This is a genomic window from Cryobacterium sp. MP_3.1 (assembly GCF_035984795.1).
Classification (GTDB): Bacteria; Actinomycetota; Actinomycetes; order Actinomycetales; family Microbacteriaceae; genus Cryobacterium; species Cryobacterium zongtaii.
Genome location: NZ_JAXCHV010000018.1, coordinates 43405 through 68603, shown reverse-complemented (window position 1 = coordinate 68603; position 25199 = coordinate 43405). Strand labels below are relative to the sequence as shown.

General features: G+C 68.4%; 25 protein-coding genes. 11 read left to right on the top strand and 14 right to left on the bottom strand.

Annotated elements, in window-relative coordinates:
- Positions 1-338 precede the first annotated feature (338 nt).
- The 4 genes from rlmB to RCH12_RS12325 all read right to left on the bottom strand — a co-directional run bounded on the left by rlmB (position 339) and on the right by RCH12_RS12325 (position 4702).
- Positions 339-1436, bottom strand: a complete 1098-nt coding sequence (gene rlmB, locus RCH12_RS12340) for a 23S rRNA (guanosine(2251)-2'-O)-methyltransferase RlmB (protein ID WP_103432240.1) — start codon at positions 1434-1436, stop codon at positions 339-341.
- A complete protein-coding gene (cysS, locus tag RCH12_RS12335) occupies positions 1436-2851 on the bottom strand; it encodes a cysteine--tRNA ligase (RefSeq protein WP_327017031.1) in 1416 nt (471 codons plus the stop codon). The genes rlmB and cysS overlap by 1 nt, the downstream gene beginning before the upstream one ends.
- Positions 2848-4101 carry a 2-C-methyl-D-erythritol 4-phosphate cytidylyltransferase gene (ispD, locus tag RCH12_RS12330; RefSeq protein ID WP_327017030.1) on the bottom strand — a complete coding sequence of 418 codons (1254 nt, stop codon included), beginning with the start codon at positions 4099-4101 and terminating at the stop codon, positions 2848-2850. The genes cysS and ispD overlap by 4 nt, the downstream gene beginning before the upstream one ends.
- Before the next feature lie 118 nt (positions 4102-4219).
- Positions 4220-4702, bottom strand: a complete 483-nt coding sequence (locus RCH12_RS12325) for a CarD family transcriptional regulator (RefSeq protein WP_088457054.1) — start codon at positions 4700-4702, stop codon at positions 4220-4222.
- Between the two features lie 192 nt (positions 4703-4894).
- Here RCH12_RS12325 and RCH12_RS12320 point away from each other — a divergent pair, with 192 nt between their 5' ends.
- Entirely contained in the window at positions 4895-5437 is a 543-nt protein-coding gene (locus tag RCH12_RS12320; protein WP_103459224.1) for a hypothetical protein, read from the top strand.
- A gap of 83 nt (positions 5438-5520) precedes the next feature.
- Here the strand turns inward: RCH12_RS12320 and RCH12_RS12315 are convergent, their stop codons facing one another.
- Together RCH12_RS12315 and RCH12_RS12310 are read right to left on the bottom strand one after the other, a co-directional pair.
- Positions 5521-6201 carry a response regulator transcription factor gene (locus tag RCH12_RS12315; protein WP_088457056.1) on the bottom strand — a complete coding sequence of 227 codons (681 nt, stop codon included), beginning with the start codon at positions 6199-6201 and terminating at the stop codon, positions 5521-5523.
- Positions 6198-7352, bottom strand: a complete 1155-nt coding sequence (locus RCH12_RS12310; RefSeq protein WP_103432236.1) for a sensor histidine kinase — start codon at positions 7350-7352, stop codon at positions 6198-6200. Before RCH12_RS12310 ends, RCH12_RS12315 begins: the two co-directional genes overlap by 4 nt.
- A gap of 183 nt (positions 7353-7535) precedes the next feature.
- Here RCH12_RS12310 and phoU point away from each other — a divergent pair, with 183 nt between their 5' ends.
- Positions 7536-8195: a phosphate signaling complex protein PhoU gene (phoU, locus tag RCH12_RS12305; RefSeq protein ID WP_103432235.1), complete on the top strand. Its 660-nt coding sequence runs from the start codon at positions 7536-7538 to the stop codon at positions 8193-8195.
- Positions 8196-8255: 60 nt separating this feature from the next.
- On the opposite strand, the gene RCH12_RS12300 is transcribed toward phoU, so the two are convergent.
- Both RCH12_RS12300 and ygfZ read right to left on the bottom strand, forming a co-directional pair.
- A complete protein-coding gene (locus RCH12_RS12300; RefSeq protein ID WP_088457059.1) occupies positions 8256-9005 on the bottom strand; it encodes a phosphoglyceromutase in 750 nt (249 codons plus the stop codon).
- A 76-nt stretch (positions 9006-9081) separates the two neighbouring features.
- Positions 9082-10266, bottom strand: coding sequence for a CAF17-like 4Fe-4S cluster assembly/insertion protein YgfZ (gene ygfZ, locus RCH12_RS12295; protein WP_103432234.1), 1185 nt, complete (start codon positions 10264-10266; stop codon positions 9082-9084).
- Between the two features lie 156 nt (positions 10267-10422).
- Here ygfZ and RCH12_RS12290 point away from each other — a divergent pair, with 156 nt between their 5' ends.
- Complete coding sequence (locus RCH12_RS12290) at positions 10423-11067, top strand: Pr6Pr family membrane protein (RefSeq protein WP_327017029.1); 645 nt, start codon at positions 10423-10425, stop codon at positions 11065-11067.
- Here RCH12_RS12290 and RCH12_RS12285 read toward each other — a convergent pair.
- Entirely contained in the window at positions 11051-11689 is a 639-nt protein-coding gene (locus tag RCH12_RS12285) for an FABP family protein (protein ID WP_103432232.1), read from the bottom strand. The genes RCH12_RS12290 and RCH12_RS12285 overlap by 17 nt on opposite strands.
- A 171-nt stretch (positions 11690-11860) precedes the next feature.
- On the bottom strand, positions 11861-12097 hold the full coding sequence (locus tag RCH12_RS12280; RefSeq protein WP_088457063.1) for a hypothetical protein: 237 nt from the start codon (positions 12095-12097) through the stop codon (positions 11861-11863).
- Positions 12098-12197: 100 nt separating this feature from the next.
- Here RCH12_RS12280 and RCH12_RS12275 point away from each other — a divergent pair, with 100 nt between their 5' ends.
- The 8 genes from RCH12_RS12275 (at position 12198) to pstB (ending at position 21288) form a co-directional block, all read left to right on the top strand.
- Complete coding sequence (locus tag RCH12_RS12275) at positions 12198-12890, top strand: winged helix-turn-helix transcriptional regulator (protein ID WP_103432231.1); 693 nt, start codon at positions 12198-12200, stop codon at positions 12888-12890.
- Positions 12865-13782 carry a mycothiol synthase gene (gene mshD, locus RCH12_RS12270; RefSeq protein ID WP_327017028.1) on the top strand — a complete coding sequence of 306 codons (918 nt, stop codon included), beginning with the start codon at positions 12865-12867 and terminating at the stop codon, positions 13780-13782. The genes RCH12_RS12275 and mshD overlap by 26 nt, the downstream gene beginning before the upstream one ends.
- Before the next feature lie 56 nt (positions 13783-13838).
- Positions 13839-16013: an RNA degradosome polyphosphate kinase gene (locus RCH12_RS12265; protein ID WP_327017027.1), complete on the top strand. Its 2175-nt coding sequence runs from the start codon at positions 13839-13841 to the stop codon at positions 16011-16013.
- Positions 16010-16951: an NUDIX hydrolase gene (locus RCH12_RS12260; RefSeq protein ID WP_327017026.1), complete on the top strand. Its 942-nt coding sequence runs from the start codon at positions 16010-16012 to the stop codon at positions 16949-16951. The genes RCH12_RS12265 and RCH12_RS12260 overlap by 4 nt, the downstream gene beginning before the upstream one ends.
- A 227-nt stretch (positions 16952-17178) precedes the next feature.
- Positions 17179-18273 carry a phosphate ABC transporter substrate-binding protein PstS gene (pstS, locus tag RCH12_RS12255; protein WP_370028165.1) on the top strand — a complete coding sequence of 365 codons (1095 nt, stop codon included), beginning with the start codon at positions 17179-17181 and terminating at the stop codon, positions 18271-18273.
- A 153-nt stretch (positions 18274-18426) separates the two neighbouring features.
- Positions 18427-19371 (top strand): phosphate ABC transporter permease subunit PstC, encoded by a 945-nt coding sequence (gene pstC, locus RCH12_RS12250; RefSeq protein WP_088457069.1) that lies wholly within the window; start codon positions 18427-18429, stop codon positions 19369-19371.
- Complete coding sequence (pstA, locus tag RCH12_RS12245) at positions 19371-20462, top strand: phosphate ABC transporter permease PstA (RefSeq protein ID WP_327017025.1); 1092 nt, start codon at positions 19371-19373, stop codon at positions 20460-20462. The genes pstC and pstA overlap by 1 nt, the downstream gene beginning before the upstream one ends.
- Before the next feature lie 46 nt (positions 20463-20508).
- A complete protein-coding gene (pstB, locus tag RCH12_RS12240) occupies positions 20509-21288 on the top strand; it encodes a phosphate ABC transporter ATP-binding protein PstB (protein ID WP_088457071.1) in 780 nt (259 codons plus the stop codon).
- Between the two features lie 246 nt (positions 21289-21534).
- On the opposite strand, the gene RCH12_RS12235 is transcribed toward pstB, so the two are convergent.
- From RCH12_RS12235 to RCH12_RS12220, 4 genes are all read right to left on the bottom strand, one after another.
- Positions 21535-22425: an aminodeoxychorismate lyase gene (locus RCH12_RS12235; protein WP_327017024.1), complete on the bottom strand. Its 891-nt coding sequence runs from the start codon at positions 22423-22425 to the stop codon at positions 21535-21537.
- A gap of 344 nt (positions 22426-22769) precedes the next feature.
- Positions 22770-23726, bottom strand: coding sequence for an anti-sigma factor (locus RCH12_RS12230; protein ID WP_088457073.1), 957 nt, complete (start codon positions 23724-23726; stop codon positions 22770-22772).
- Entirely contained in the window at positions 23723-24316 is a 594-nt protein-coding gene (locus RCH12_RS12225; RefSeq protein WP_327017023.1) for a sigma-70 family RNA polymerase sigma factor, read from the bottom strand. The genes RCH12_RS12230 and RCH12_RS12225 overlap by 4 nt, the downstream gene beginning before the upstream one ends.
- Before the next feature lie 237 nt (positions 24317-24553).
- Positions 24554-25183, bottom strand: coding sequence for a DNA-directed RNA polymerase subunit beta (locus RCH12_RS12220; protein WP_088457075.1), 630 nt, complete (start codon positions 25181-25183; stop codon positions 24554-24556).
- Positions 25184-25199 lie beyond the last annotated feature (16 nt).

Below are 25199 nucleotides of genomic sequence, written 5' to 3'. Positions count from 1 at the left end.
AATCAACAAACGACGACCGCGTACCTGCAGGAAACGTCTTCGGCATCAGCAACTCCTTCGAATCAGGATGTTGCAACGACCGTATGACTTTGCCGTGCCGCAGAGGGCCTCAAGTGGCAACTCACGCGGCCGTGACCCCGCCAACGGTGCCGGCTGGGCCTCGGGGACGCGCCGCGCCGAACTCACCGGGGCACGCGCATCCTATAAAGGCACGCCCTGAACTCGGCCAAGAACCCCGCAACATACAGCCCGCCACAGCACCCCGCCACATACAGAAACGGCGCAGACCGACCCCGAAGGGACGATCTGCGCCGTTCTCAGACGAGCACCCGGGCGGGTTAGGCCTCCGCCGCCGCGGCAGCCTTGGCGATCTTGGCCGCGAGGGCCTCGGCGCGCAGCTTGGAGATCTCGTACAGGGTGACACCTGCGGCGATTCCGGCGTTCAGCGACTCGGTGTTCGCGTTGATCGGGATCGACACGATGGCGTCGCAGGTCTCGGTGACGAGGCGGGACAGGCCCTTGCCCTCGCTGCCGACGACCACGACGATGGGACGCTCGGCATAGCCGAGGCCGAGCTCGGGCAGCTCGGTGTCGCCGCCGCCGTCGAGGCCGATCACGAGCATGCCGCGCTCCTTGAGCGCCTTGAGCGTCTGGGTCAGGTTGGGGGCCATGGCCACGGGCAGACGGGCGGCCGCACCGGCCGAGGTCTTCCAGGCCGACGCGGTCACGCCGACGGAACGGCGCTGCGGCACGATGACACCGTGGCCGCCGAACGCCGCGGTGGAGCGGATGATCGCACCCAGGTTGCGCGGGTCGGTGATGCCGTCCAGCGCCACGAACAGCGGCTTGTGGCCGCGGCTGATGGTGAGGTCGAGCAGCTCGATCGGGTGCGCGTACTCGTACGCGGGCACCTTGAGCGCGAGGCCCTGGTGCACGGCGTCCTTACCGGAGAGCCGGTCGATCTCGGGGCGCATGACCTCGAGCACCGGGATGTTGCGGGTCGTGGCGAGCTTGAGGACTTCCTTGACCCGGTCATCCATTTCGATGCGGGTGGCCACGTACAGCGCCGACGCGGGGATCTTGGCGCGCAGCGCCTCGAGCACCGAGTTGCGGCCGGTGACGACCTCGAACTCGGCATCCGACTTGGCCTTGCGGGTGGACGAACCGCCGCCGCCGGTGTTGCCGGTTCCGGTGTTACGGCCGGTGCGCGGGGCGCCGGAGCCGCCCGGGGCGCGGCTGCGGCCGCCGCCGGCCGCGGCGAAGCGGTCCTTGGCGGCCTTGGCCTTACCGGCGGGGTGGTACGGACGGTCTTCGGCCTTGGGGGTGGGCTTCTTGCCCTCGAGAGCCTGACGGCCCTGGCCGCCGGAACCGACCTGCGGTCCCCTGCTGCCCTTGCGCACCGCGCCGGTGCGCGACTTGCGATCTGTGTTCTTCATCAGTCAAAACTCCAATGTGCACCCGACGGGGTGTCTTCGATGGTAATGCCGGCGGCGACGAGCTCGTCCCGGATACGGTCTGCGGCCGCGTAATCGCGGCTCTGCCTGGCGGTCTCCCGGTCGTCGAGCAGGCGCTCGACGAGGGCGGTGAGGGCCACCATGGCGGGTTCATCCGTCGCGACGGCCCAGCCGGGCGACAGGGGGTTGATGCCGAGGACTTCGCTCATCGCGAGGACCTGACCGCGCGCGGCCGCGGCCGCGTGCAGGTCCTCGGCGTCGAGGGCCGCGTTGCCGGCGCGCACGGTGTCGTGCAGCACGCCGAGCGCCTGCGGAACCGCGAGGTCGTCGTCCATGGCCGTGGCGAAGTCATCCGGCACGATCTCGACGCCGGAGCCGGCGAAGCGGGTGTCGGCCAGGCGCCGGTCGGCGCGGTCGAGGAAGCTCTCGATGCGTTCGAGGGCGGCCTCGGCCTCGGCCAGCGATCCCTCGTGGAAGTCGAGGGTGGACCGGTAGTGCGCGGCGCCGAGGTAGTAGCGCACCACGATGGCGCGGGCCTGGTCGAGCAGCTCGGCCGCGTAGACCGAGTTGCCCAGCGACTTGGACATCTTCTGGCCGTTGGTGTTGACCAGGCCGTTGTGCACCCAGAAGTTCGCGAAACCGTCACCGGCCGCGGTGGACTGGGCCAGCTCGTTCTCGTGGTGCGGGAAGCGCAGGTCGAGGCCGCCGCCGTGGATGTCGAACTGCGGGCCGAGGTAACGAGCCGCCATGGCGGAGCATTCGATGTGCCAGCCGGGCCGGCCGGTTCCCCACGGGGAGGCCCAGCCCGCCGAGGCAGGTTCGTCGGCCTTGTGACCCTTCCAGAGGGCGAAGTCGCGCGCGTCGCGCTTGCCCCGCGGGTCGGCGTCGGTGGCCGCTTCCATGTTGTCGGGGTTCTGCCGGGTCAGCTCGCCGTAGGCGGGCCAGCTGCGCGTGTCGAAGTACACGTCGCCGGAGTCGTCGGCGGCCGGGTAGGCGTGCCCGGTGTCGATGAGGCGGCCGATGATGTCCTGCATCTCCTGCACACTCGCGGTGGCGCGGGGTTCGTAGGTCGGCGCCAGGATGCCCAGCTTCTGGTAGCCGGCGGTGAACTCGAGCTCGAAACGGTAGGCGAGCGCCCACCACTGCTCGGTGGTGCCCGCAGCGTTGAGGAGGATCTTGTCGTCGATGTCGGTGACGTTGCGGATGAAGGTGACATCGTTGCCGCGGTAGCTGAGCCAGCGGCGCAGCTGGTCATAGACCAGGGCGCTGCGCAGGTGACCGATGTGCGGCGACGACTGCACGGTGGGTCCGCAGACGTAGATTCCCACCTTGCCCGGAACGATCGGCAGGAAATCGCGAAGGGTCTGGGCCTTCGAGTCGTATAGTCGCATGCTCACTGGTTCAGTTTAGGCGAGGGTCGGTCGGATGCTCGGGTGGGGCTGATCGGGTGGAGCAGTGCGGTGGCCAGGGCGGCGATGCCCTCGCCGCGTCCGGTGAAGCCCAGAGCGTCGGTGGTGGTCGCCGATACCGACACCGGGGCGTGCAGGATGCCGGTGAGCAGTTCCTGGGCTTCGATCCGGCGCGGGGCGAGCTTGGGGCGGTTGCCGATGATCTGCACCGTCACGTTGCCGACCCTGTAACCGGCCTCGGTGACCAGGCGCAGGGTCTCGGTGAGGAACACTTCGCCGTGTGCGTCGGTGAGGCGGGGGTCTGCGGTGCCGAAGACCTGGCCGATGTCGCCCAGCCCCGCGGCGGCGAGCATGGCGTCGCAGACGGCGTGCACGGCGGCGTCACCGTCGCTGTGCCCGGACAGGCCCCGCTCCCCCGGCCAGTGCAGGCCGGCCAGCCACAGGTCGCTGGTGTCGTCGAAGGCGTGCACGTCCAGCCCCGTACCCACCCGCGGGTCGGCGGATGCCGGTGCGCCGGCGTCGTCGCCGAGCAGGAGTTCGGCGCGGCGCAGGTCCCAGGCGGTCGTGACCTTGAATGCCAACGGGTCCCCGGGGATGACGCTGACGGTGTTGCCGGATGCGGCGACCAGCGCCGCGTCGTCGGTGAGATCCTGCGCATCCGCGGACGGCAGGGTGGCGGCCCACGCGAAGGCGGCGTCGAGCATGGCGCGGGGAAAGCCCTGCGGGGTCTGCACAGCGGAGAGCTGTGACCTGTCGACAGTGCCCAGGATGGTGGCAGCCGCGTCGACGCTCTTGATCGTGTCCACCACGGGCAGGCCGGGCACAATTCCGTGGCCGGTGCTGCGGACGGCGGCCACCACGGCGTCGATCAGGGCGGCGGGGGTCAGCGCTCTGGCGGCGTCGTGCACGAGCACCACGGTGGCACCGGACCGCACCACGGCGAGCCCGCGGGCCACGGATGCCTGCCGGGTGTCGCCGCCGGCGACGACGTCGAGGTACCCGGTTGCGAGGCCGGCGACGCGGCCGGCGATGGTCCTGGTCTCGGCCAGGTGCGTCTCGGGCGCCACCACGATGACCTGGGCCGGTTCGTTCAGACCGAACACGCCGGCGAGGGCGTGCTCGAGGATGCTGCGGTCCCCCAGCTGCACGAACGCCTTGGGCTGGTCTCGGCCGAGCCGGCTGCCGCTGCCGGCGGCGACGACGATGACCGCGACGGCGGTTACCGGGAATTCAGTCATGTCTGGAGGCTATCTGGTGGGGCGCGGTGACGCAGGGTGGAAAGGGCTGGGTGAGGCTGGGGCTGAACGTGCGAAAGGCGGCACCGCGGGGTGCCGCCTGTCGGTGGAACAGGATCTTCTACGAGGCGAGCACCTCATCGAGCACGGTTGACGCCTGGTCCTCGTCGGTCTTCTCGGCGAGGGCCAGTTCGGAGATGAGGATCTGCCGCGCCTTTGCGAGCATGCGCTTCTCACCGGCCGACAGGCCGCGGTCCTGATCCCGGCGCCACAGGTCGCGTACGACCTCGGACACCTTGATGACGTCGCCGCTGGCGAGCTTCTCCAGGTTGGCCTTGTACCGGCGTGACCAGTTGGTGGGTTCTTCGGTGAACGGAGCCCGCAGGACCTCGAAGACCCGGTCGAGGCCGTCCTGACCGATCACGTCGCGCACACCGACAAGATCGACGTTCTCGGCGGGCACCTCGATGGTGAGGTCCCCCTGGGTGACGTTGAGTTTCAAATACAGTTTTTCTTCACCCTTGATGATGCGAGTTTTCACCTCGGTGATCGTCGCAGCGCCGTGGTGGGGATAAACGACTGTTTCGCCGACTTCAAATAACATGTATTGATATCCCTTCAGCAACGTCTATGATACCACCCCTCCCCGGCACCCTTTTGAGGGGATATTCGCGGCTCATCAGGGTCCGCCCTGCCCGGCACGATTCCGTAAGGTAAACTCGAGCCAAATCTGCAGCGTTCACGCCACTTGGGCTGAACGCTGAACTCTTGTGGAGGTCTTGTGAGAGCGCGAACCATGGCAACCGTCGTAGTGGCGGCCGGCATCCTGTTGGGCACCAGCGGATGCAATCTGTTCGCCCCCCAGGCGACGACCATCCAGTACGACGCCAGCGACGGCGTCAGCGGGGACCTGGGCGACCTGGCCATCCGCAACGCGATGCTGATCACCGAGGACGGTGAGAACGCCAACCTCGTCGTGCACGTGGTGAACAGCGCCGACGAAGACATCGAGCTGCTCGTGCAGTATGAGGGAGTCGACGAAAAGGTCGACAGGACCCTGACGATCGACGCCAACGCGACCACCGAGATCGGGATCCCCGGTGGCGAGAGTGTCGCCGTCCAGAACCTCAACGCAACAGCGGGTTCGCTGTTCCCGGTGTACTTCCAGTACGGCGACCTGACCGGCGTCGAGCTTCTCGTGCCGGTGCTCGACGGCACCCTGGCGGAGTACTCCACCCTGGTGCCCACCGAACCTCCGGTTCCCACGGTGACACCGACGGAGCCCGCCGCCGAGGTCCCGGCGCCCGCGGCGACCCCGGAAGCCACCACGGCCCCGTAACTCCGCGAACCGCACCACAATGCCCCGTGACCTTGGGTCACGGGGCATTGTGACGTTTCAGGGGCGGCTGGCCGCGCGGCGGGTCAGGCCTCGAAGCGGTAGCCGAGCCCGCGCACGGTGACGAGCATCGTGGGCTCCGACGGCGTCGCCTCGATGCGCGAGCGGATGCGCTTGATGTGCACGTCGAGGGTCTTGGTGTCACCGAAGTAGTCGGTGCCCCAGACGCGGTCGATCAGCTGCCCGCGGGTGAGCACCCGGCCGGCGTTGCGCAGCAGGAACTCGAGCAGCTCGAATTCCTTCAGCGGCATGTTCACCACGGCGCCGGACACCGAGACCGTGTGCCGTTCGATGTCCATCCGCACGGTGCCGGCGGCGAGGACGCCGTCATCCTCTTCGGCCGGATCGGTGTGCCGGCGCGACACGGCCCGGATGCGCGCGAGCAGCTCCCGGGTCGAGTACGGCTTGGTGACGTAGTCGTCGGCGCCCAGCTCGAGCCCCACCACGATGTCCACCTCGGAGTCCTTGGCGGTCAGCATGATGATCGGCACCGCGGAGCGGGTGCGGATCTCCCGGCACACCTCGGTGCCGGGGAGGCCGGGGAGCATGAGGTCCAACAGCACCAGATCGGCACCGGCCTTGTCGAATTCGGCGAGGGCGCTCGGGCCGTCCTCGGCAACCGTCACCTCGTAGCCCTCCCGTTCCAGCAGGAAGCTCAGCGGCTCGCTCAGCGCCTGCTCGTCTTCAACAAGAAGGATTCGGGTCATGGGGTGTCTCCTGTCGCCGCTGGTGCGGGGTGGGTCGCCTCTGGCAGGCGAATGGTGAAGGTCGAACCATGGCCGGGCTGTGACCAGACCCGGATGTCGCCGCCATGGATCTGCACGACGTGTTTGACGATGGCCAGGCCGAGGCCGGTGCCACCGGTGTTGCGGGACCGGGCCTGGTCGACGCGGAAGAACCTCTCGAAGATCCGGTCCAGGTCGCTCTCCGGGATGCCGACGCCCTGGTCGGTGACGGTGACCTGGATCACCCCGTCCGACACTCGGGCCCCCACGCCGACCCTGGAGCCCGGCGCCGAGTAGTGCACGGCGTTGGCGACCAGGTTGTGAACGGCCATCACGAGCAGTCTCTCGTCGCCGTAGACCTTGGCGCGGGACTTCTTGCCCAACGCGATCGTGATGCGGTCGGCATCCGCCACGACCCGGTTCTGGTCGATGCCGGCGGCCACGATGTCGTCGATGTCGAGCAGTTCTGGTTCCCGGAGGGCGTCCTGGGCCTGCAGCCTGGAGAGTTCGATGATCTCCTGGGTGAGCCGGGCCAGCCGGCCGGCCTCGGTGGTGAGGCGGTCGGCGAAGCGCCGCACCTGCGCGGGCTCGTCGGCGGCGTGGCCGAGGGCCTCGGCGAGCAGCCCGACGGCGGCGATCGGGGTCTTCAGTTCGTGGCTGATGTTGGCGACGAAGTCCCGGCGCACCTCGTCGAGCCTGAACGCCTCGGTGCGGTCCTCCGCGAGCAGCAGGACGTAGCGGGAGCCCAGTCGGGCCAGCCGCACCCGCAGGTGCATGCTCGCGTCGCCGAACGGGCCCCTGGAGAGCACCAGCTCCTCCGACACGGCCTCTCCGGTGCGGCGCACGCCGCGGGCCAGGTCCAGCAGCTCCGGATGCGCCAGCTGCTGGTTCACCACCAGCCCCATGCTCAACGCCCCCGGTGAGGACTTGATGACGTTGTTCGACGGGTCGAGAACCACCCCGGCGCTCTCCAACGCGTCGAGAACCTGGTCGATGCCGTCCGGAACCGCCGGGTTGACCACCTCGGCGGCCCGCTTGCCGTGCCGTTCCGCGACATACAGCAAGGTCACGAACCCGGCGCCGACGGTGAGGCCCAGTGCCAGAGACAGCAACACAAGCCAGGTCGATTCCATTTCACCAGATTAGTGACTCTTGCACGGGTCGATCGCGACGGCAAGGGTGGGCACACGCTACTTTGGTTACTGTTCAGTCGCACGGCACCTGCCGTTAACCCTCGTTCGCCAATATTGTTCGGGGGCCAGGCGGGTCTCATGCGTTCGCGCGCTTTGGCGCGACCAGGAAGGACCACAGACACAATGCGTGAAGTATTTCAGCAAGAGCTCGCCGAGGTGCAGGACCGCCTCGCCGAGATCGCGCGCCTCGTGGCCATCTCCATCGAGAAGGCCACCAAGGCTTTCAACAAGTCCGACGTGGCGCTGGCCGAAGAGGTCATCGCCGACGACGACAAGATCGACGCCCTGACCGTTGAGCTCGATGAGCTGGCCATCACCATCCTGGCCCGGCAGCAGCCGGTGGCCCGGGACCTGCGGATCGTCGTGAGCGCGCTGCGCATCAGTGCGTCGCTCGAGCGGATGGGCGACATGTCAACGCACATCTCGCAGTTGGCCAGGTACCGGTTCCCCGACAAGGTGATCCCCAAGAGCCTGCGCCCGACGTTCGCCGAGATGGGCGCTCTCGACGTGAAGATCGCGAAGATGCTCGCCGAGCTGCTCACCACCGAGGACATGCAGCTGGCCGAGGACATCCGCAACGAGGACGACAAGGTGGACGCGTTGCACCTGAGCGTGTTCGATGCAGTGCTCGGCGAGACATGGAAGGGCCAGGCCGCCGACACCGTCGACGCCACCCTCGCCAGCCGTTACCACGAGCGGTTCGCCGACCACGCGGTGTCGATCGCCAAGAAGGTGCAGTACCTGGGCACCGGCGACTGGCACCAGCCGACGCCGACCGAATAGGTCGCATCCGCACACCAAAAAGCCCCCGTCAGTGACGGGGGCTTTTTGTTGGGCTGTGGGTTACTTCTTACCCTGGGCCGCGACGGCGGCGGCGCCGGCTGCGGCAGCGGCGGGGTCGAGGTACTCGCCGGCGCCGATCGGCTTGAGGTCTTCGTCGAGGCGGTAGACCAGCGGGATGCCGGTGGGGATGTTCAGCTCGGCGATGTCGGCGTCGGAGACACCGTCGAGGTGCTTCACCAGGGCGCGCAGCGAGTTGCCGTGCGCGGTGACGAGCACGGTCTTGCCGGTGCGGAGGTCCGCGGCGATGTCGGATTCCCAGTACGGCAGCATCCGGGCGATGACGTCCTTGAGGCTTTCGGTGCGGGGCAGGTCGTCACCGAGGTCCGCGTAGCGGGCGTCGTTGGCCTGGGACCACTCGGAGGAGTCGTCGAGCACGGGCGGCGGCACGTCGAACGAACGACGCCAGGTCTGGAACTGCTCCGGACCGTAGGTGGCGAGGGTCTCGGCCTTGTCCAGGCCCTGCAGAGCGCCGTAGTGGCGCTCGTTGAGGCGCCAGGAGCGCTTGACGTCGATCCAGAGGCGGTCGGCCTCTTCGAGGGCGATGTTCGCGGTCTGGATCGCGCGGGTGAGCACGGAGGTGTGCAGGATGTCCGGCAGCAAACCGGACTCGGCCAGCAGCTCGCCGGCGCGCAAAGCCTCGGCACGGCCCTGGTCGCTCAGACGCACATCCACCCAACCGGTGAAGAGGTTTTGCTGATTCCAGGTGCTGTTGCCGTGGCGGAGGAGGATGAGGGTATAGGGAGCAGACATGCTCCAACTCTAGCGAGGCGCACGCGGACACACCGTACCCGTCTGCGTGACGAAAGTCCCGCCGGATACCCCGCATTCAGCCGCGGGGAACCCGCACGCCCAACCGCGGCAACCGCGGGATCTCCGCCACGGACCCGGCCGACTCCGGCACGATGACCTCCTGGCTGGCGGTGATCGAGAGACCCTGGGAGAGCACGTGCAGGGTCACCGTTCCCGGCACCGTGCGCTTGATGACGGCGAGGGCGATCGGTCCGAGCTCGTAGTGGATGGCGCTGGAGGTGATGGTGCCCACGGTGCGGCGCTCGGGTGCGGCGTTGGCGACGAACCTGTCGCCCTGCACCTCGTCGCCGTGCGCGGGCAACACCGAATCGGAGCCGTCCAGGTGCAGCAGCACCAGCCGGCGCGGCGGGTGGCCGAGGTTGTGCACCTTCGCGACGGTCTCCTGACCGCGGTAGCAGCCCTTGTTCAGATGCACGGCGCTGCGCAGCCAGTCCAGTTCGTGCGGGATCGTGCGCTCGTCGGCGTCCAGGGCGCCGCGAGGGCGCCAGGCAGCGATGCGCAGCGCCTCCAGGGCCAGGAGCCCCGCGGCCTGCACGGTGCCGGCGGCGACGGCGTCACGCAGGGCCGGCAACGCCGACCGCGGGATCAGGACCTCGGCCCAGTGCCAGGCGGCGCCGGGGTGGTCGGTGTCGGCGGCGTACTGCCAGCCGCCCGGAGCGACCTCTGACCACGGGTCGTGCCAGACCACGGGCACCCCGTTCGGGCTCGCCGGGCCGAGCGGGAGCGCCGCGGGGTCTGCGGCCATGGTGCCGATGGTGGCGTAGGCGAGGGTGTGGTCCACCACCTGCACACGTAGGGTGAACCGCATCCGGTCGAGCCAGGCCTGCAGGCCGGGCAGCTCGGCGGCCTCGACGAGCAGCCAGCTCTCGACGCCGTCGTCGATCAGGGCGATGGCGTATTCGAGGTGGCCGGCGGGGTCGAGCAGCAGGGTCTCGGTGGACTGGCCGGGGGTGAGGCCGCGCAGCTCCTGGCTGGACATCGAGTTGAGCCAGGTGAGCCGGTCGGGGCCGGCGATGGAGAGCACCCCGCGGTGGGACAGGTCCACGATGGCCGTCCCGGCCAGCAGCTTGCGTTGTTCGGTGTTCGGGCTCCCGTAGTGCGCGGCGACGCCGACGTCGATGCCGTCGGCCTGCACGGCGCCGTCGAGTTCGAGAAGCGGCGACCCTGCGGCGGCTGCGAGCGGTTCGGCGGTGGTGGTCATCGAGCTCTCCTTCGGTGAATGCTCCGGGCGCCCTGCCGACGAGACCGCCTGAGCGCTGTCGACAGGGGGAACTCCGGCCCATATGCTAGCCCAACGGTCTGAGCGGTCCCCCGTATTCCCCTCACGTCCCGGCCGTCACCCGGCAAGGAGCTAGTGATGCGTCTTCCCGCCCGTTCGATCGCCGTCCTCCGCCTCGGCGCGGCGGCCCTGACCCTGACCGCCGTCGCCGCCACGTTCTTCTCCACGGCGTCGCGGGCCACCATCAACCCGTTCAACTTCTTCGGGTTCTTCACCATCCAGTCCAACCTCCTGGCGGCCGCCGCGCTGGGCGCCACCGCGGTGCTGGTGCTGCTCGGCCGGACGGCGCCGGCCTGGCTGGTCCTGGCCAGGGCGGCGACGACGGCATACATGATCGTCGTCGGCCTGGTCTACAACACCCTGCTTGTCGGCCTGCCCGGCGGCGTGGAGCTGCCCTGGGCGAATACGGTGCTGCACGTTGTCTTCCCGGTGTATTGCCTGCTCGATTGGGCGCTCGTGGCCGACCGGGGGCCGCAACCGTGGCGCCGCCTCTGGGTGGTGCTGGTTTATCCGGTGCTCTGGTGCGCGGTTGTCTTGGTGCGCGGCGCGACGGACGGCTGGGTTCCGTACCCGTTCCTGAACCCGGTGACCGGGTACGGCTCGGTACTGCTCTACGTGCTGCTGATCGCCGTGGCCGTCATCACAGCCGGCGCGGCGGTCTTCGGGCTCAGCCGGTTGCGCCCGGTCACGGTGCGCAGCGAGCCGGTCAGGACGCGCGGCTGAGCCGACCGGACGCGTGCGATTGCAGGTCCTGGCCGAGCGCGGCGATGTCCCACGCCCAGAGCAGATGGCTGTCGACGAGGCCGTAGAGCCGGGTGGCGGCCGCGTACGGCTTGGCACCGCTGGTCTGCACGATGGCATCGGTGGCGAGATCGATGCGCGGACCCTTGACCTGGCCGAGGTAGAGCTCGATGATGCCGCCGGGATGCACCAGGCTCACCTCGATGTCGAAACCCCCGTCGGTGTTCCGCAGTGTCTCCACGGCTTCCGCGGTCTGGAACGGCGCCGGCCCGACACCGGGCAACAGGCCGGGGCCGGGGTCGCCGGCCTCTTGGGGGCGGCTGAGCCGCCAGTAGCCGGTTTCGGTCATCAGCGGGACCGGCGCACCGGCCGGGGCGACGGTGCCGTCGGCATCCGGTTCGGCCGGTTCGGGCTCAAGCCAGGTATACGAGCTGTAGTTCAGGTGCGGCAGACCGTCGTGACTGAAACTGATCCGGTGCCCGAACTCACGGGTGACCTTCTTGCCGTCAACGGTGTAGTCGAGGATCCCCGACCCCTCCCAGACGCCGATCAGCCACGACAGCGGAACGAGTTCGGACGGGAGACCGACCGGAAGTTCGTACACGCTGGGCTACCGCTGGCCCCGGAACAGCTTGAACAGCACGATGCCGGATACCCAGGCGATCGACAGGCTGGCCAGCGCGAGGAGGCCCAGGAACAGGATTTCGAGTGCGAGCGTTGACATGCCCCAACTCTAGCCGTTGGCCGGCCGGAAGCGGCCAGGTGAGGCGAAGTGTTATACGAGGCCGATCAGGGCGAACAACCCCGTCGCGGCACCGAGAACGAGCACGGCACCCACCAGGCTCAGCGTGACTCTGTGCACGTAGCCTTCCTTCTGCCCCGTGGACAGTTGGGCGGCGAGGGTGAGGATGGTGCAACCGGCCAGGGACAGGCTGACCCACACCAGCCGGTCCGCGGGGGCGACAAGGACGCCGGTCAGCACCGCACAGACGACGGCGACCAACCAAATCATCACTACACTCAAACGCTTCCAGCTCACTGTCCCATTCTGCACGCCCGAGTCGCATTCCGTGGCACGCTAGTATGGGCCGCACGATACTTGGAGGACCTGCGTGGCGCAGCTGTTGATCCTGACCTCGGCCCTGAATAACGACGTTCTACCGGCCCTGGCGTTGCTGTCCCACAGCACACGACTCATTCCGGCCCAGGCCGATCAGCTCATCACAGCGCCCGATTCCGACCTGATTCTGGTCGACGCCCGGTCCAATCTGATGGCCGCCAAGTCGCTCTGCCAGATTCTGCGCACCACGGGAAGCAGCGTGCCGCTGCTCCTGGTAATCACCGAGGGCGGTCTGACCGCGGTCAGTCCGGACTGGGGTGTCGATGACGTGGTGCTGGACACCGCCGGCCCCGCCGAGGTCGATGCGCGCATCCGGCTCGCCGCCGGCCGCACCCCGCACAACTCGCCCTCCCCCACCATCCGCGCCGCCGGTGTCGTCATCGACGAGGCCAGTTACTCCGCCAAGGTGCACGGCAAACCGCTCGACCTCACCTATAAGGAATTCGAGCTGCTCCGCTTCCTCGCCGCGCACCCGTCGCGGGTGTTCACCCGGGAGCAGCTGCTCAGCGAGGTGTGGGGCTACGACTACTTCGGCGGCACGCGCACCGTCGACGTGCACGTGCGGCGGCTGCGCGCCAAGCTCGGCGACCAGGAGTCCCTGATCGGGACGGTGCGGAACGTCGGCTACAGGTTCAACGTGTACGAGGAAGAAGGAGATCGTGTCCCGCACTCTGTCGGCGCCTGACCTGTCCGACGCCGCCTTCGCGGCGCGCTTCCACGACGTGACCGATGCGGCGGCGCACACGGATGGCTACCGCCCGTTCAACGAACAGGCCCTGCTCGATGCCCGGTCGGGGCGGCGCAGCCCGCAGCTGCTGCTCGAGGGCGAAGACGCTGTCGGCGCCGCGATCGTCGGGGAAGGCCAGATCGCCCTCGTCGTGCATCCGCGCTATCGCCGGCGCGGCCACGCCACCGCGGCGCTTCGCCGCCTGTTCGAGGATGAGGGCGGCATGTCCGGCGACCTCACCGCCTGGGCCCACGGCGACCTGCCCGGCGCCCGCACCCTGGCCGACAGGTTCGGCTTCAGCGCCGTGCGCACCCTGCTGCAGCTGGAACGTCCGCTGACCGACGCCGACACCGAGGCCTCCCCTGTGCTGCCCGACGGTGTCGCCATCACCGGGTTCCGGGCGGCCACCGCCGACGAGCCCGGCGACAACGCCGACTGGGTGAGCCTGAACGCGCTGGTCTTCGCCACGCATCCCGAGCAGGGCGCCGTCACCGAGGCCGATCTGGCCGCCCGCATGGCCGAACCCTGGTTCGACGCCGGCGACCTGCTGCTGGCCCGGGCGAGCACGGATGACGCCGCGCCCGGACGCATCCTGGGTTACAACTGGGTCAAGATCGAACCGGGCGCCCCGCTCGGCGAAATCTACGTGCTCGGCGTGCATCCGGATGCCGCCGGCGCAGGCCTCGGTCGCGCCCTCATGCTGGCGGGCCTGGCCCGCCTCCGGCGGCGCGGCTGCTCGAGCGTGGAACTGTATGTGGAGGCCGAGAGCACCGGGCCGGTTCGCCTGTACCGCAGCCTCGGATTCACCGACCGCACGGTGGATGTGCAGTACCACCGTTCGCCTCGTTAACGTTCCGTTCACCGTGAACGTCGCGCCCGCTCGGCGCCGGGTGTCAAGATGGACAGATGGACGGCGACAACATCCCAGGCACCTCAGGGCTCGAGAGCGAACTCGACGACGATTTTGACCCCCAGATCGGCAAAAACGATCCGGCGCTACCGAGCGAGCGGTACCTCGACCGGGAGCTGAGCTGGCTGGCCTTCAACCAGCGGGTACTCGAACTCGCCGAGGATCCGGCCCTGCCGGTGCTCGAACGGGCGAACTTCCTGGCCATCTTCGCCAACAACCTCGACGAGTTTTTCATGGTGCGGGTCGCCGGCCTCAAGCGCCGCATCCTCACCGGGCTGGCCGTGCCCACCAATGTGGGCCGAGCCCCGCAGGATGTGCTCTCCGACATCGCCGCCGCCGCCCACGTGCTGCAGGACCGGCACGCTCACGCGTTCCAGGAGCTGGTGCGCCCGGCGCTGGCCGAACACGGCGTGGACATCGTCACCTGGGACAGCCTGAGCGACGTGGACCGCCGGTCGTTGCGCGGCTACTTCGGCAATCAGATCTTCCCGGTGCTGATGCCGCTGGCCGTCGACCCCGCGCACCCGTTCCCCTATATTTCCGGTCTGTCGCTGAACCTGGCCGTGCGCCTGCACAGCTCCAAGACCGGCAAGCAGGAGTTCGCCCGCCTCAAGGTGCCCTCCATGCTGCCGCGCTTCGTGCGGGTGGACCGCACCGAGTCCGTCGACAAGGTGCGCTTCATCACCCTCGAGGACCTCATTGCCAACCACCTCGAGGACCTCTTCCCCGGCATGGACATCCTCGAACACCACGTGTTCAGGGTCACCCGCAACGAGGACGTCGTCATCGAGGAAGACGACACCGAGAACCTGATCAAGGCCCTTGAGAAGGAGCTGCTGCGCCGCCGGTTCGGCCCGCCCATTCGCCTCGAGGTCACCGAGGACATGGACGAGGTGACCCTGGGCCTGCTCGTGCGTGAACTCGACGTGACCGAGCAGGAGGTGTACAGGCTGCCGGCGCCCCTGGACCTCGGCGGGCTGTTCGATCTGCGCATCGACCGTCCCGACCTGCACTACACGAAGCACGTGCCCACCACGGCCGCGCAGCTGCTCACCGGCGAACCCAACGACGAACCCGACATCTTCCGCGCCATCAGCCGCGGCGACGTGCTGCTGCACCACCCGTACGAATCCTTCGCGACCAGCGTTCAGGCGTTCCTCGAGCAGGCCGCCGCGGACCCGAACGTGCTGGCCATCAAGCAGACCCTGTACCGTACCTCCGGCGACAGCCCGATCGTGGAGGCTTTGATTGCCGCCGCGGAATCGGGCAAGCAGGTTCTCGCCCTGGTGGAGATCAAGGCCCGCTTCGACGAGCAGGCGAACATCTCCTGGGCGCGCAAGCTGGAGAAGGCCGGCGTGCACGTGGTCTACGGCCTCGTGGGCCTGAAAACACACTGCAAGCTGGCCCTGGTGGTGCGTTATGAGAAGGGCGTGCTGCGGCACTACAGCCACATCGGCACCGGCAACTACAACCCCAAGACCAGCCGCATCTACGAAGACATGGGGCTGCTGACCGCGGATGACCAGGTCGGCAAGGACCTGACCCGGCTGTTCAACGAGCTCTCCGGCTACGCGATCGAGAAGAAGTTCAAGCGCCTGCTGGTTGCTCCCCTCCACCTGCGCAAGGCCCTGCTCAAGCGCATCGCCGATGAAACCGCGAACGCGCTGGCCGGCAAGCCCGCCGGCATCCGCATCAAGGTCAACTCGATGGTGGACGAGGACATCATCGACGCGCTGTACCGCGCCAGCCAGGCCGGTGCGCCCGTTGACGTGTGGGTACGCGGCATCTGCAGCCTCAAGCCCGGCGTGCCCGGCATGAGCGAGAACATCCGGGTGCGGTCGATCCTGGGCCGCTACCTCGAGCACTCGCGGATCTTCTCGTTCCACACCCTGGGCGAGACCCAGGTCTTCATCGGCAGCGCGGACATGATGCACCGCAACCTCGACCGTCGGGTGGAGGCGCTGGTGCGCCTGGTCGACCCGCGGCACCTGGGCGAGGTGGATGCCCTGTTCACCCGGGCGATGGACGAGCGCACCTCGTCGTGGTGGCTCGACGAGAACGGTGAGTGGACCCGGCACCACCAGGACGCCGACGGGAAGCCGCTGGACGACATGCAGAACCGGTTGATGCAGCAGATCGGCCAGCGCAAGCGACCCGTGAGCCGCCGATGAGCGACCTCGCCCCCGTGTTCGCGGCCGGAGCCGTCTGTTGGCGCCTCATCGACGGCCGGATGCACGTGCTGCTGATCCACCGCACCGTGCACGGCGACATCACCATCCCCAAGGGCAAGGTCGACCCCGGCGAGACACTGCCGGTCACGGCCGTGCGGGAGACCGAGGAAGAGACCGGGCTGGCCATCGCCCTGGGCGTGCCGCTGGGCGTGTCGGAGTACCCGATGCCCAACGGCAAGGCCAAGATCGTGCACTACTGGGCCGCCGAGGTGCTGCCGGAGCACATTCTGCGCTCCACCTTTGTGCCCAACGGTGAGGTCGCCGCCCTGGAATGGGTGACCATCAAGAAGGCCAGGACCTACCTCAGCTACGCCCCGGACGTGGAGATCATCGACGCGTTCGCCCGCCTGGTGGCCCAGGGCATCACGAGCACCTTCGCGATCATCGCGCTGCGCCACGCCAAGGCCACCGCGCCGCACGACTGGTCTGGCCCGGACGCCACCCGCCCGCTCAGCGAACGCGGAGTGACCCAGGCCGCCGCCCTGGTCCCCACGGTGAGCGCCTGGCAGCCGCAGCGCATCTTCACCAGCACCGCCACCCGCTGCGTGACCACCGTGGCACCGCTGTCGGCCGCGACAGGGGTGCCGTTCAAGCGCACCGACCTGATCAGCCAGGATGCGTGGGAGCAGGGCACCTCCGATGTGCGCCACAACGTAGGCAAGCGCATCCGCGCCCGCAAGACCGCGGTGCTCTGCAGCCACGGCCCAGTGCTGCCAGACATCCTGCGCGAGATCGCCCTGGCGACGGGCTCCCCGATGACCCAGCAGCTGGGCAACGCCGCGGCGTTGTCGCCCAGCGGGTTCTCGGTCGTGCACCTCTCCAGCGACAACCCGAGCGCGGGCATCCTCGCCATCGAGACCCACCCGCCGCGCCTCTGACCCGGTTCTCCCAGCGCTCACAGACCCGACCGGGACTGCGGGCGCTGATGTGCGCAGCGCAGGTGGCACGAGGTCCACTCGACGGATGTCGTTTACCTCCCGTTCACCAAGGAGGGGGAGTGTCGTTAACCACACGGATTAGCGTCTACCGAGGGCCAGCACCGGCCCGAAGTTCGCAGGATTCTCCTGTGATCGCATTCCCTGTAGTCAACCTGAAAAGGATCCTTGTGAATCTCATGCGTTTTGGCCGCCCCGCGGTCATTGCTATTGCCGCAGCCCTCGTTCTTTCCTCCTGCGCCTCGAACGAAGCCGGCAGCACGGCTACCGACGACGCCGCCGACAGCACCCTCACCGGTACGATCAACGCCGCGGGCGCCTCCTCGCAGGGCTCGGCCCAGGAAGCGTGGATCTCCGCTTTCCAGACGGCCAACCCGGACGTCACCATCAACTACGACCCGTCGGGCTCCGGCGCCGGCCGCGAGACCTTCATCGCCGGCGGCACCGACTTCGCCGGTTCTGACTCCTACCTGAGCGACGAGGAGCTGGCCGGCACGTTCGCCGCTTGCGCCCCCGACACCCTCGCCGTCGACCTGCCGGTCTACATCTCCCCGATCGCCGTCATCTTCAACGTTGAGGGCGTCACCGACCTCAACCTGGATGCCGACACGCTCGCCAAGATCTTCACCGGCGCCATCACCACCTGGAACGACCCGGCCATCGTCGCGCTGAACGCCGACGCCGACCTGCCGGCCACCGCGATCACCGCCGTGCACCGCTCGGACGACTCGGGAACCACCAAGAACTTCGCGGACTACCTCTTCCAGGCCGCACCCGACGTGTGGACCGAAAAGCCGGCCGACCCGTTCCCGTACGCCACCGGTGAGGGCGCCCAGGGCACCTCCGGTGTCGTCGACGCCGTCACCAACGGCACCGGCACCATCGGCTACGCCGACGCTTCCCGCGCCGGTGACCTCGGTGTCGCCAAGATCAAGGTCGGCGACGAGTTCGTCGAGTACACGGCCGAGGCCGCCGCAGCAGTCGTCGACGGTTCGCCGCTCGTCGAAGGCCGCGCCGACAACGATCTGGCCGTCAAGCTGGACCGCCTCACCACCGACGCGACGCACTACCCGCTCGTTCTGGTGAGCTACGCGCTGGTCTGCACCGAGTACGCGGACGCCGAACAGGGCGCCCTCGTCAAGGAGTACGTCAGCTACATGGCCAGCGAGGACGGCCAGGCTGAGGCTGCGGCATCCGCCGGCGCCGCACCGCTGTCCGCTGACCTGCAGGCCAAGGTTGCCGCTGTCCTCGAGACCGTCAAGTAACTCAACATCCGCTGAGCTTCCGGCTTCAGTAACACCGCCCGGCAGGGCGATCGCGTTGCACGCGGTCGCCCTGCCGGGCACACTGAGGCTTGGGGTCCGGCTCAAGATCCACCCTTACCGGTATCACCTCACCCCTCCAGGGAGACGCTCGGAATGACGACCGCAGTTGACCGTATTGCGATCAAGGCCAAGGAACGACCGGGCGACCGCATCTTCTCCACCGCAACGGTGGTAGCAGGCAGCCTGATCCTAGCCATGTTGGCCGCCGTGGCCCTGTTCCTCTTCGTGCAGAGCATCCCCGCCTTCGTGGCGCCGGCTGACGCCTTCAAGGGCGACTTCAGCAACTTCTGGTCCTACGTGGCCCCGCTGGCCTTCGGTACGGTCTGGTCGGCCTTCCTGGCCCTGCTGATGGCCGTGCCCGTCGCCATCGCCGTGGCCCTCTTCATCTCGCACTACGCCCCGCGCAAACTCGCGCAGGGCCTGGGCTACCTCATCGACCTCCTCGCCGCCGTTCCCTCCGTGGTCTTCGGCCTCTGGGGCATCGGAGTGCTGGCCCCGATGGTGCAGCCGTTCTACGCCAACCTCGTCGACTGGTTCGGCTGGTTCCCGCTGTTCGCCGGCCCCGTGTCCGGCACCGGCCGCACGATCCTCACCGTGGCCATCGTGCTCGCCGTGATGGTGCTGCCGATCATCACCGCCATCTGCCGGGAGATCTTCCTGCAGACCCCGGTGCTCTACGAGGAAGCCTCGCTGGCCCTCGGCGCCACCCGCTGGGAAATGATCACCATGGCCGTGCTGCCCTTCGGCCGCGCCGGCATCATCTCCGCCGCCATGCTGGGCCTGGGCCGCGCGCTCGGCGAGACCATGGCCGTGGCCATGGTGCTCTCCCCCAACCCCGAGGTGATCTTCCAACTGCTCACCTCGCAGAACTCCAACACCATCGCGGCCAACATCGCGCTGAACTTCCCCGAGGCACACGGCGTGGGGGTCAACATCCTGCTGGCCACCGGCCTCGTACTCTTTGTCATCACGCTGATCGTGAACATGATCGCCCGCGTGATCATCAACCGCCGCAAGGCCTTCTCAGGAGCGAATTGATGAGCATCACCATGACCGCCTCCTCTCCCGTGACGAACTCCCTCACCGCCGGCAAACTGCCCAAGAACGCCCCCATGATGGTGCTCGCCGCCAGCTGGCTGGTCGTGGGCGCCATCTTCCTGGTGATCTTCCTCTCCGGCGCCACCGAGAGCTTCAACTGGGCCGGCACGCTGTTCTTCGGAACCGTCCTGTACTGCATCGCCCTGTTCCTGTTCTCCTACTTCGTCGAGGGCACCCGCCGGGCCAAAGACCGCCTGGTCACCGCCCTGGTCACCATCGCGTTCGTGGTGGCGCTGATCCCGTTGGTCTCCCTGGTCGGCACGACCATCGTCAACGGGCTGCCCGCCTTCATGACCCCCACCTTCTTTACCGAGTCCCAGCGGAACGTCGTGGGCGCCGGCGGCGGGGCCCTGCACGCCATCGTCGGAACCCTCTTCGTCACCGGGCTGGCCACCCTCATCTCGGTGCCGATCGGGCTGCTCACGGCCATCTACCTCACCGAATACGGTCGCGGCCGGCTCGCGCGCGGCATCACCTTCTTCGTCGACGTGATGACCGGCATCCCCTCGATCGTGGCCGGCCTGTTCGCCTACGCCCTGTTCTCGCTGCTGTTCAACGACCCCGGCATCCGGTTCGGCTTCGGCGGCTCGGTGGCTCTGTCGGTGCTGATGATCCCGGTGGTGGTGCGCTCGAGCGAAGAGATGCTCAAGCTGGTGCCCAACGAGCTGCGCGAGGCCGCCTACGCACTCGGTGTGCCCAAGTGGCTGACCATCGTGAAGGTGGTGCTGCCGACGTCACTGGCCGGCATCGTCACGGGCATCATGATCTCGATCTCCCGCGTGATCGGCGAGACCGCGCCGTTGCTGATCGTCGCCGGCTTCACCGCCAGCATGAACTACGACCTGTTCAACGAGCGGATGATGACCCTGCCGGTGTTCGTTTACAACCAGTACGCCAGCCAGGGCGCCGATTCGCAGGCCTACATCGACCGGGCCTGGGCCGGTGCGCTCACCCTGATCGTGATCGTCATGCTGCTCAACCTCGTGGCCCGGCTGGTCGCGCGCACCTTCTCCCCCAAACTCGGCCGCTGACGCAGCCGCCGCCCAGACTCCAGCTTCAACAGATTCGAAGGAACACATGTCCAAGCGCATTGAAGTCAACGACCTCGACGTCTACTACAGCAAATTCCTCGCCGTGGAGGGCGTGTCGCTGACCATTGAACCGCGCACGGTGACCGCGCTGATCGGCCCCTCCGGCTGCGGCAAGTCCACGTTCCTGCGCACCCTCAACCGCATGCACGAGGTCATCCCCGGCGCTCACGTCGACGGTGAGGTGCTCATCGACGGCAACAACCTCTACGGCCCCGGCGTCGACCCGGTGCTCGTGCGCCGTCAGGTCGGCATGGTGTTCCAGCGGCCCAACCCGTTCCCCACCATGTCGATCGGTGACAACGTTCTGGCCGGCGTCAAGCTGAACAACCGTCGGATGGCCAAGAGCGACGCCGACGCGCTGATCGAACGCTCGCTGAGCGGCGCGAACCTCTGGAACGAGGTGAAGGACCGCCTGGACAAGCCCGGCTCGAGCCTCTCCGGCGGCCAGCAGCAGCGTCTCTGCATCGCCCGCGCCATCGCCGTGCAGCCCGACGTGATCCTGATGGACGAGCCCTGCTCGGCGCTCGACCCGATCTCCACCCTCGCGATCGAGGACCTCATCGAAGAGATGAAGACCGACTACACGATCGTCATCGTGACGCACAACATGCAGCAGGCCTCGCGGGTTTCGGACCGCACCGCGTTCTTCAACATCGCGGGCACCGGCAAGCCGGGCAAGCTCATCGAGTACGACGACACCACCACGATCTTCTCCAATCCCACCGTGCAGGCCACCGAGGACTACGTCTCCGGCCGCTTCGGCTAACCACGCACCCGTTGCTCCCGCCGCCCGGTCGACCCCAAGGTCGCCCGGGCGGTCTTTCGTTCCCGCCGTGCGTGTTCCCCGTCTACCACCGTCGTGTCGCGAAAGCGGCCAAACGGTCACCTCGTGCCCCGCGAAGCAGCCACGCGGCCGCTCTCGCGGAACCGTCGTGTCGCGAGAGCGGCCAAACGGTCACCTCGTGCCCCGCGAAGCAGCCACGCGGCCGCTCTCGCGCGACGGGTGGCTGCGCTAGGCGCCGGTGCGGGCCAGCAGGGACGCGTTCAGGGCGCGGGTGAGCTCGGTGTCGTGGGGGAACTCCACGCCGTCCAGGGCGATCACAGCGACCGCGAGACGCACGCTGGAGACCAGCCACGCCGCATCCGCCGCCCGCAGCTCATCGACGGTGACATCGCGGTACTCGACGCTCTCCCCGTGCGCGGTGAGGTACTCGAACACGCTCTGCTGGGTGGTGCCGTGCAGGATGGCGCCGCTCGGCGCCGGAGTGACGTAGCGGCCGTCGATGCGCAGAATCACGCTCGACGTGGGGCCCTCCATGACATAGCCGTCGTGGGTGAGGAAGATGGTGTCATCGGCGCCACGGCGCTTGGCCTCGCGCAGGGCAGCCATATTGATGGCGTAGCTGAGGGTCTTGGCGCCCATCAGCAGCCAGGGTGCCTGCTCGGCGACCCCGCGCGGGTAGCCGCGGTCGAGGGTGATCACCCTGATGCCGTTCTCGCGTACCGCGGTGAAGTCGGCGGCGCGGGTGGCGTGCAGCCAGGCGGTGGGCGCGGGTCCGTGCTCGACGCCGCGGCTGAGCACGAACTTGAGCGCCAGTTCGCCCTCGCCGGGGATCCGGGCCACTGCATAGGCGATCGCGGCGCGCCACTGGGCGGGGTTGGGCACCGGCAGGTCGCAGATCTGGGCGGAGTTGATGAGCCGGCTGATGTGCGGCTCAACCTCTTGCGGGTGCCCGTCGACCACGCTGAGGGTCTCGAAGATGCCGTCGCCACGTTGGGTGCTCAGCTCGGCGACCCGCAGTGCCGGGGCGCCGGAGTCGATCTCGTGGAACGTGTCCACGAAGTCGGTGCGGGTGGAGTCGGCCGGCTCCGGGTCGATGAGCAGCGTGAAAGGCAGGGTCATGTCTCGAGCCTACCCACCCGGCGCAGCCGGCCTCCAGCTCTAGGGCCCACAGCGAGCATGCGCCAGCGAGTTGCCATTTGGCGCCCCTTCCGGCTCCCTGAAGGGGCCCGAACCGGCAACTCACCGCTGGGTGCGGGGCCGACTTGCCAGTTGCTGCCCCTTCCGGCGGGGGGGGCTTTGCGGCAAGTAAGGATGCTGCCGGCACGGGCAGGTACGGGCAGGTACGGGCAGGCCCGGGCGGGTACGTGCCGGCCGGGCAGGTACGTGCCGGCCGGGCAGGTACGCGCCGGCCCGGTCCGGACCGGCAGGTGCCGGCACCGGGTGCGGGCCCGTTGGCGAGCGAGCTAGCTCTGGATGGCGACGATCGGGTCGCTGGTGGGCTGCTCGGATCCACCCGAGGGTTCCACCGTGACACCGACGGCGTCGCCGGCGGACATGGTGCCGTCGAGCACCCGCCAGGCGGTGCCGGAGCCGTCGGAGTCGAAGGTGCCGGCCGGGACGGGCCCTGCGGTTCCGATGTACCAGAGCTGGTAGTCCTGGTCGTCGCCGAGGGCGGGCAGGTCGTCGACGATGATCGCGGACAGGCCGAGCTCTCCGGACCACACCAGCGTGGCATCCTGGCCGTCGGCGGTCTTGGTCGACGCCCGCTGGCTGTCGGAGGCCGCGTTGATCTCGGCGAGGCTGGCGGCCTGCTCTTGGGCGAAGTCCTGGCTGGGATCGCCGTAGAGGGCTTGGCCGGCGAACGTGCCACCGACGAAGAGGGCGGCGGCGGCCGCTGCCGCGACGAGGTACCCGGCGGGACGCTGGAACCAGCGGCGCTGGGCCCGTTCGGCGGCAGAGCCCGGGGCGCCGGCGGATCCCTTGCCGGCGGCGAACTTGTCGGCCGAGGACGCCGAAGTCGAGGCGCTGCCCGGAACGGCAGCGGCGCGAGCGGACGCGGAACCGATCGGGATGGCCGCGGGCGGCGCATCCGTCGTGGCGGTGGGTTCGTCAGGAGTCACCGAGTCGGCCGCGGGCGGGAGCGGGGAGAGCTGCGGGGTGGAGGCCAGCTGGGCCATCAGGCCGGCCTTGAGCGCGCTGGAGGGCTGCACGGGCGCCACCGACAGACTGAGGGCCACGGCGGTGTCACTGAGTTCGGCGGCCTCGATGCGGGCCTGCTCCGACTGAGCCAGGTACCGCTCGTATTCGGCGGCCTCGTCGGCGCTGAGGGCGTGCAGGGCGTATGCGCCGGCCAGGTCGGCCGGGTTGTTGGTGGGACCGTTGCCGGTCAGATCGGTGTCGGGCTTGTCGGTGTCGCTCATACGCCCACCCCCAGTTCATCTCGCAGACGAATTAACCCGTCGCGCAGCCGGGTTTTCACGGTGCCGAGCGGGATGTGCAGGTGGTCGGCGACCTCACGGTGACTGTAACCGCTGAAGTACGACAGGCTCACGGCCTGGCGTTGCAGTTCGGTCAGTCTGGACATCGCCTTCTCCACCCTTTCATGCTCGATTTTGACCTCGACGGTTTCGGCGACGTGGTCATAGGGCACCGCGAGGTCGCGGATTCCGATTTTGGTGTCCCGGTCGCGGCCGGCCTGCGACGACCGAATCCGGTCGATCGCACGTCGGTGCGCCATGGTCATGATCCAGGTCGAGGCCCCGCCACGCTGCGACTCGTACCGCGATGCCGTCTGCCAGATCTCCAGGAAAATCTCCTGGGTCACTTCCTCCGACTGTGCGTGATCGATCAGTACGCGCTTGACAAGGCCAAGCACCCGTGGAGCGATCTGGTCGTAAAGCTCACCGAAAGCCGATTGGTCGCCTTCGGCTACCCGAGCGAGCAGCTCTTCTTTCGAAGGCGCTGTCGACGAGGCGTCGAGGTCGAACTCAGCAGTCATGAGATCCAGCATGTCAGGTCCAGTCCCCTTCCATGCTTAGGGTTCGGTACCGAGTCCCTGCTGGATTGGTCTGGAGCGAAAAAGATCCGCCCGGGTGGCCGCCGGGCAAAGTGAAGGCCGGACCGCAGAACGCCTCTCGGCGTGAGGCCGTTCTAGACGGCGAATATTGGAGCCCGGGGTTACTACGGTCCGGCCAGCATCAAGTGTAAACGACATCGGCTGAGAGTTCATTCCGGGATGCCCGGGAAATTATTCGAGGGAGTCGCTGCGCCACAGCCGGGCGCAGGAGGTGAACTCCTGCGCGGTAGTGGAGAACCGCAGGGCCCGGGTGGTCAGCTCCGAGGAACGGCCAGGTTCGGTGCTGTCCAGGTCGTCGGCGACACTCGCGCAGCCGGCGCCGATCACCCGGCAGAAGGCGGCTGCCCGGTCCAGGGCGACGGCGAAGTCGCCGGTGAATACGCCCCGGAGGATCTCGTCGGCGAGCAGGATGATCTCGGCTGGACCGGTCGGCACGGCCGCACCGGCGACGAGGGGGTCGATGGTGACGGCCACGTCGATACCGCGCTGGTAAAGGAACGCCGTGCCATCGGCATCCTGCCGGATCAGCAACCGCACCAGGTAGATGCGCCAGAGCGCGCCCGGCAGGCTGCGCGGCGTGGCCCGCGACCACAGCTCCGCCACCGCGTCTATGCCGTGCTCGTCGGTGTACGCCACCAGGCGCTCCACGACCTCGGGGTCGGGGCTGTCACGCACCCTGGCGATCAACGCCTGGGCGGTCTCGTGGGCGACCCGGCTGATCTGCGCGGGATCTTCGCCGCCCATCATCGATTCGAACTTGGCGCCCGAGAACTGGGTGGGCTTGTGGAAATCGTCGGCCATCGCTCTCCTCCTGGCT

Bases quoted from the DNA above. Each gene is read 5' to 3' on its own strand.
- rlmB (WP_103432240.1), bottom strand. From the start codon at position 1,436: ATGAAGAACACAGATCGCAAGTCGCGCACCGGCGCGGTGCGCAAGGGC.
- ispD (WP_327017030.1), bottom strand. From the start codon at position 4,101: ATGACTGAATTCCCGGTAACCGCCGTCGCGGTCATCGTCGTCGCCGCC.
- RCH12_RS12325 (WP_088457054.1), bottom strand. From the start codon at position 4,702: ATGTTATTTGAAGTCGGCGAAACAGTCGTTTATCCCCACCACGGCGCT.
- RCH12_RS12320 (WP_103459224.1), top strand. From the start codon at position 4,895: ATGGCAACCGTCGTAGTGGCGGCCGGCATCCTGTTGGGCACCAGCGGA.
- RCH12_RS12315 (WP_088457056.1), bottom strand. From the start codon at position 6,201: ATGACCCGAATCCTTCTTGTTGAAGACGAGCAGGCGCTGAGCGAGCCG.
- RCH12_RS12310 (WP_103432236.1), bottom strand. From the start codon at position 7,352: ATGGAATCGACCTGGCTTGTGTTGCTGTCTCTGGCACTGGGCCTCACC.
- phoU (WP_103432235.1), top strand. From the start codon at position 7,536: ATGCGTGAAGTATTTCAGCAAGAGCTCGCCGAGGTGCAGGACCGCCTC.
- RCH12_RS12300 (WP_088457059.1), bottom strand. From the start codon at position 9,005: ATGTCTGCTCCCTATACCCTCATCCTCCTCCGCCACGGCAACAGCACC.
- ygfZ (WP_103432234.1), bottom strand. From the start codon at position 10,266: ATGACCACCACCGCCGAACCGCTCGCAGCCGCCGCAGGGTCGCCGCTT.
- RCH12_RS12290 (WP_327017029.1), top strand. From the start codon at position 10,423: ATGCGTCTTCCCGCCCGTTCGATCGCCGTCCTCCGCCTCGGCGCGGCG.
- RCH12_RS12280 (WP_088457063.1), bottom strand. From the start codon at position 12,097: ATGATTTGGTTGGTCGCCGTCGTCTGTGCGGTGCTGACCGGCGTCCTT.
- RCH12_RS12265 (WP_327017027.1), top strand. From the start codon at position 13,839: ATGGACGGCGACAACATCCCAGGCACCTCAGGGCTCGAGAGCGAACTC.
- RCH12_RS12260 (WP_327017026.1), top strand. From the start codon at position 16,010: ATGAGCGACCTCGCCCCCGTGTTCGCGGCCGGAGCCGTCTGTTGGCGC.
- pstC (WP_088457069.1), top strand. From the start codon at position 18,427: ATGACGACCGCAGTTGACCGTATTGCGATCAAGGCCAAGGAACGACCG.
- pstA (WP_327017025.1), top strand. From the start codon at position 19,371: ATGAGCATCACCATGACCGCCTCCTCTCCCGTGACGAACTCCCTCACC.
- pstB (WP_088457071.1), top strand. From the start codon at position 20,509: ATGTCCAAGCGCATTGAAGTCAACGACCTCGACGTCTACTACAGCAAA.
- RCH12_RS12235 (WP_327017024.1), bottom strand. From the start codon at position 22,425: ATGACCCTGCCTTTCACGCTGCTCATCGACCCGGAGCCGGCCGACTCC.
- RCH12_RS12230 (WP_088457073.1), bottom strand. From the start codon at position 23,726: ATGAGCGACACCGACAAGCCCGACACCGATCTGACCGGCAACGGTCCC.
- RCH12_RS12225 (WP_327017023.1), bottom strand. From the start codon at position 24,316: ATGCTGGATCTCATGACTGCTGAGTTCGACCTCGACGCCTCGTCGACA.
- RCH12_RS12220 (WP_088457075.1), bottom strand. From the start codon at position 25,183: ATGGCCGACGATTTCCACAAGCCCACCCAGTTCTCGGGCGCCAAGTTC.